General features: G+C 59.7%; 4 protein-coding genes. 1 reads left to right on the top strand and 3 read right to left on the bottom strand.

Annotation, left to right across the window (positions count from 1 at the left end):
- Positions 1-55 precede the first annotated feature (55 nt).
- Both ORS3428_RS06595 and ORS3428_RS34195 read right to left on the bottom strand, forming a co-directional pair.
- Positions 56-991 (bottom strand): ribokinase, encoded by a 936-nt coding sequence (locus ORS3428_RS06595; protein WP_071095712.1) that lies wholly within the window; start codon positions 989-991, stop codon positions 56-58.
- Positions 991-1116, bottom strand: a complete 126-nt coding sequence (locus ORS3428_RS34195) for a hypothetical protein (protein ID WP_274534786.1) — start codon at positions 1114-1116, stop codon at positions 991-993. The genes ORS3428_RS06595 and ORS3428_RS34195 overlap by 1 nt, the downstream gene beginning before the upstream one ends.
- A 252-nt stretch (positions 1117-1368) precedes the next feature.
- Between ORS3428_RS34195 and ORS3428_RS06590 the strand changes: the two genes are divergently transcribed.
- Positions 1369-2118: a helix-turn-helix domain-containing protein gene (locus tag ORS3428_RS06590; RefSeq protein WP_244507871.1), complete on the top strand. Its 750-nt coding sequence runs from the start codon at positions 1369-1371 to the stop codon at positions 2116-2118.
- Positions 2119-2229: 111 nt separating this feature from the next.
- Here ORS3428_RS06590 and ORS3428_RS06585 read toward each other — a convergent pair.
- Positions 2230-3663, bottom strand: a 1434-nt coding sequence (locus tag ORS3428_RS06585; RefSeq protein ID WP_071095709.1) for a phosphoenolpyruvate hydrolase family protein, incomplete at its 5' end; no start/stop codon positions are given.

The raw sequence follows: 3663 nt of genomic DNA, 5'->3' as shown, positions 1-3663 counted from the left end.
TGCTGGTTCGGCAACCACCCGTCCTCGACTACTTGCTATGATCATCTCTGCATTCTTACGTCACAGCTGCGATCATCCTATACATTTCGTCGGCTGCTTGGCGCGTTGCCATGCCAGGAATTACCCCGAGTTTGGTACACACCAGTGCTCCGCAAGCGACGCCCAAACGAGCGGCGTCAACGACAGTCCTGCCCTCCGCCAACCCGACGGCAAAGCCCGAATTGAACGCATCGCCGGCGCCGGTTGTGTCCACCACATCGACGGTTGCCGAAGGGATTTCCACGTCTATGGTATCGGTGACAATCAGCACGCCACGGCTGCCCAGGGTCACCACGACATTGCGGGCACCTCGCTTGCGTAGCATCTGCGCCAGCTCACGCGAAGGACGCGGATCGTCCGGGCGCAAACCGAGAAGAATGCGCAGCTCGCTCTCATTCGGCGTCAGGTAATCAACGAGAGCAAATATCTCGTCGGGTATCGGCGCGGCCGGAGCTGGGTTGAGAATGGTTATCTTGCCGTGCTTGCGGCCAAGTTCCATGGCGCGCATCGCGGCGGCCAGCGGAACTTCCRGAACCGCCATTACGACATCACTTTGCCCAATGCAGCTCTCGGCGCGATCGACGAAAGCCGCGTCCATCCGGTTGGTGGCACCGTAGTCCATGATGATGAAATTTTCGCCGCGCTCGTTGAGGATAATGAAACCCACGGCCGTCGGGCTTTGCGCCGTCTGCTCGATGTGAGCCGCACCCACACCTTCGGCCTTGTATAGCTCGGTCGCGATGTCTGCGAACTTGTCCTGGCCGATGATGGCCACCAATGACGACTCCGCTCCCAACCGGGCCGTCGCGACCGCTTGATTGGAGCCCTTGCCGCCCGGTCCCATGTCGAAACTRCTTCCCAACATCGTGACGCCGAAGACCGGAATATTCGGCGCGCGAATGGTGAGCCCCACGGCAAAGCTACCGACAACCGTGATTTTTGGCTTAGCCATCAGTCCCTCCCTGGAAGCTGACTGTGGCGGGTCGGAACGACGGTGGCTTCATCGACGGCGGAGATGCCGACGAAGAATTCGTCGCGATCACCGCACCRCAGTGTGCGGGCAATAAGTATCAGCATTGGCTCCTCCCAGAAACTCGTCGACAAATCGGATACAAAACGCGCATCCAAGACGCTACCCAACGAGGGATGCTTCCATTAGCAAGCTAAGCATATCGCTCTGATCCGTTGGTTGAAATGGACGGAGCGCACTTGTAGATATATAAAACGCGCATGAGAGCCCTTCTGCAGTACACAGTTTTCCCAGAGAACCATCATTACGTACCTGAGGCCGCTTGGACCCGCAGCGCCTTCACCGTGCTTAGAGCCGGCATGGCAATCACCGCGCCTGACCATTGCATCCGGCGAGACAGCTATCCGGGCCAGGACATCCTGTTCTGCGCCGCAGGGCGCGGCTTTGTGTCTAGCGAAGGAAGGACGTTGAGCGTCGGACCCAATCAGTTAGCCTGGCTCGCCAATGAGACGACGCATGCGCATTGGCCGGATGGTAACGATCCTTGGATCGTCTTCTTTGTGCGGATCGATGGCCCAGATTGCGCGGTCATGCGGCGGAAGGTGTTCAATGGCCGCACGACTGTCGCGACGATCTCCACTCCGACTGTCCTCGAGGCTTGGTTCGGCCAGCTTTTTGAAGTGTTGCGCGCCAGGGACGACGAGGTCGATTTGACGCTCAATAGGCTGGTGGCCGAACTGATGCATTTCATCGCTGCACCTCTGGCCAGGCCCGCCGAATCTCGTCTTCCTGGCCAATTGCGCGCTGTCGTCTCCCAGATGCGGCAGGCCCCGGAGCAACCTTGGCACGCTCGCCAGCTAGCTTCGGCGGCCGGCCTCAGCGCCGCGCAGACCCGGCGACTTTTCCAAAAGCATCTGCACATCAGCCCGCGTCGCTGGCTGATCCGGGAACGGATCATGATGGCTCAAAGGCTTCTCTTGGAGAGCGATGCGGCCATTAGCGCGATCGCAGAACGCTGTGGTTTCTGCGACGTCTATCACCTTAGTCGCGAGTTCAAGCGCAGCACCGGCACCAGCCCTCGCGCTTGGCGCAAAGGCGAAGGTCGCTAAGCGACAAGGTACTTCCTCGAACCCGTTGAGTATCCCACTCCCACCGGCGCGAGCAGGCGTTTCCGGTCGACGGCCTCTACTGCCCCCGCGAATCATCGGGGCAAGTAGCCGTCACTCCAAGATCCGCAGTTTCTTGATCTTGTTGTAAAGGGTCTTTCTTGAAAGGCCGAGATAACGGGCCGTCTTGCCGCGATGGAGCCTGTTGCGCTTCAATCCTTCGATAATCCATTCACGTTCGGATAGCGTGCTAGTTTGCCTGGCGGATGGCTTATCCGGCGTATTCAGCAACGGGCCTAGCACTTCTGCCGTTATATGAGTGTCCGGTGACAGCGTGWCCAGCTGGTTGACGAGGTGCCGCAGTTCCCTGAGGTTCCCGGGCCACCGATGACTGGCAAGTGCCAGGAAGGCGGAGTTCTCTATKGCCAAGGCTCGAGAATGCGCGTCCCCCTTTGCCTCGACCGTGAAGTGACTGATCAGCTGTGGCAGGTCTTCCAAACGATCCGGCAAGGCGGGGACCGCGATATCCATTCCGGCGAAAAGGGAGAGAAGCCTGGGATGAAGTACGCTTTCGAGGTCGGYGCCTCGCGCTACCGTGGCGGTAGCAAGCACCCTGGCACTCGAGCGCACCGGTGAGGCGCCGTTCAGCGGCGAAAAGGTGCCGGTCTCCAGATAATCTGCGAGACGTTCCTGTCCTTCGCTAGAAAGCTGGTCGAGGTGCAAAAGCAGGATTGAGGTACCGTCCGCGGTCTCGAGCAGCGATATGCGACGCTTTCTTTCTTCATCGCGCTCGATGCCGAATAAGGTGCCGACCGTCTCGGTCAAGGGACCGGGCCGACAGGCAAACACCACCGGTTTGAGATGCCTGCGGTCGCTGAGAGCGTGGACAAGACCCGCCACACGGCGCTTGCCTGAACCGGCCTCGCCCCAGACAAGCACCGGATTGGGATTGGCCGCCAATCGCTTGGYGGTCTCCAACACCCGGTTCATCGCCGAGGACTGGGCGATGATCCCGTGTCTGTATCCGCTCAGCTGCAGCTGGCGCTCCAGGAGATCGACTTTTTCCCTGAGCAGGTGAATGGTCTTGAAACCGGAAGTCACCTCAAGCACTGATGTTTCCAGGGGAACGCGGTCAAGCGAGGATCCGCCTATGAACCCTYGCGTCGCAGTCTCGCGACAGACATCCAGGAGTTCGTCCGGCTTGGTAATCGGACCTCCGCCCAACAGGCAGACCACACTTCTGTCGATCGMATGAACGGTACGGGCGATGTCGCRCGTGCGCGCGGCGAGCTCGGCCAGTCCAATCGAAGGCTGCGCTCCGCTTTCGGCATCTGGATTGAGGTTGAAGTTCATGCATATGGCTTGAACGCCAGCCTCGACCATCTGGCGCGCTTCCGGTTGCGTGYGGGTATAGCCTATTGTCATGAGCCCGCGCGCGGCCRCCCTGACTAAGAGTTCGACCTCACGACCATAGCCCAGACCACACCGCTCCAGAATTGCCCGCCGGCGATCATCAATATGAATGACGGAGGGGAAATTCGTAACACC

It is taken from the genome of Mesorhizobium sp. ORS 3428, from assembly GCF_001854785.1.
Lineage (GTDB): Bacteria > Pseudomonadota > Alphaproteobacteria > Rhizobiales > Rhizobiaceae > Mesorhizobium.
The sequence above is the reverse complement of the archived record's forward strand: the minus strand, read 5'-3'. Positions and strand labels throughout refer to the sequence as shown.